Source organism: Pseudomonas sp. 30_B, assembly GCF_017491605.1.
Classification (GTDB): Bacteria; Pseudomonadota; Gammaproteobacteria; order Pseudomonadales; family Pseudomonadaceae; genus Pseudomonas.
This window is the reverse complement of record NZ_JAFGYY010000268.1, coordinates 1-475: the sequence shown is the minus strand read 5'-3', so window position 1 is coordinate 475 and position 475 is coordinate 1. Positions and strand designations below refer to the sequence as shown.

Sequence of the window (475 nt, the reverse complement as noted above, 5' to 3'; positions counted from 1 at the left end):
GGATATTGAGACCCACGCCCAGCGGCTCGATGCGCGGCGCCGCCTCGAACACCCGTACCGCCAAACCTCTCGAATGCAGCGTCAGGGCCAACGTCAAACCCGCAATCCCCGCGCCGACTACGACGCTTTTTTTCATGGCAATTGAATGAATCGCGTGCGTATTTAGGTGAATATTCAATAATATAAATATAAGTAGATTGATCGGAAATTATCATATGTTACTATTGAAATAAAGGAAAATATTGTCGCTATAATTTCCATTGTTGATGGAATTATTTTCAATAGTGACTGGTGAGATTTATTTGTTGTCGATATTTAATTGGACAAATTGATTTTGCGATTTGTGCGGGAAAATAATATTCCGGAATGACGGCGGGTTGGCGGGGATCGCTGCTCGCCCGTCATGCCGCCGGCGATGAATCGAACGCGCGGCGCGCGCGGAACACGGAGGGAAAAACGGGGGAGGCCCCCCGCC

Annotated in this window: 1 protein-coding gene; it reads right to left on the bottom strand. The window is 48.8% G+C overall.

Features of this window, described 5'->3' with window-relative positions; translation table 11 throughout:
* Positions 1-136 (bottom strand): FAD-dependent oxidoreductase (locus tag J5M67_RS30045; RefSeq protein WP_207888649.1); only part of this gene is annotated, 136 nt, incomplete at its 3' end.
* Positions 137-475: the final 339 nt, after the last annotated feature.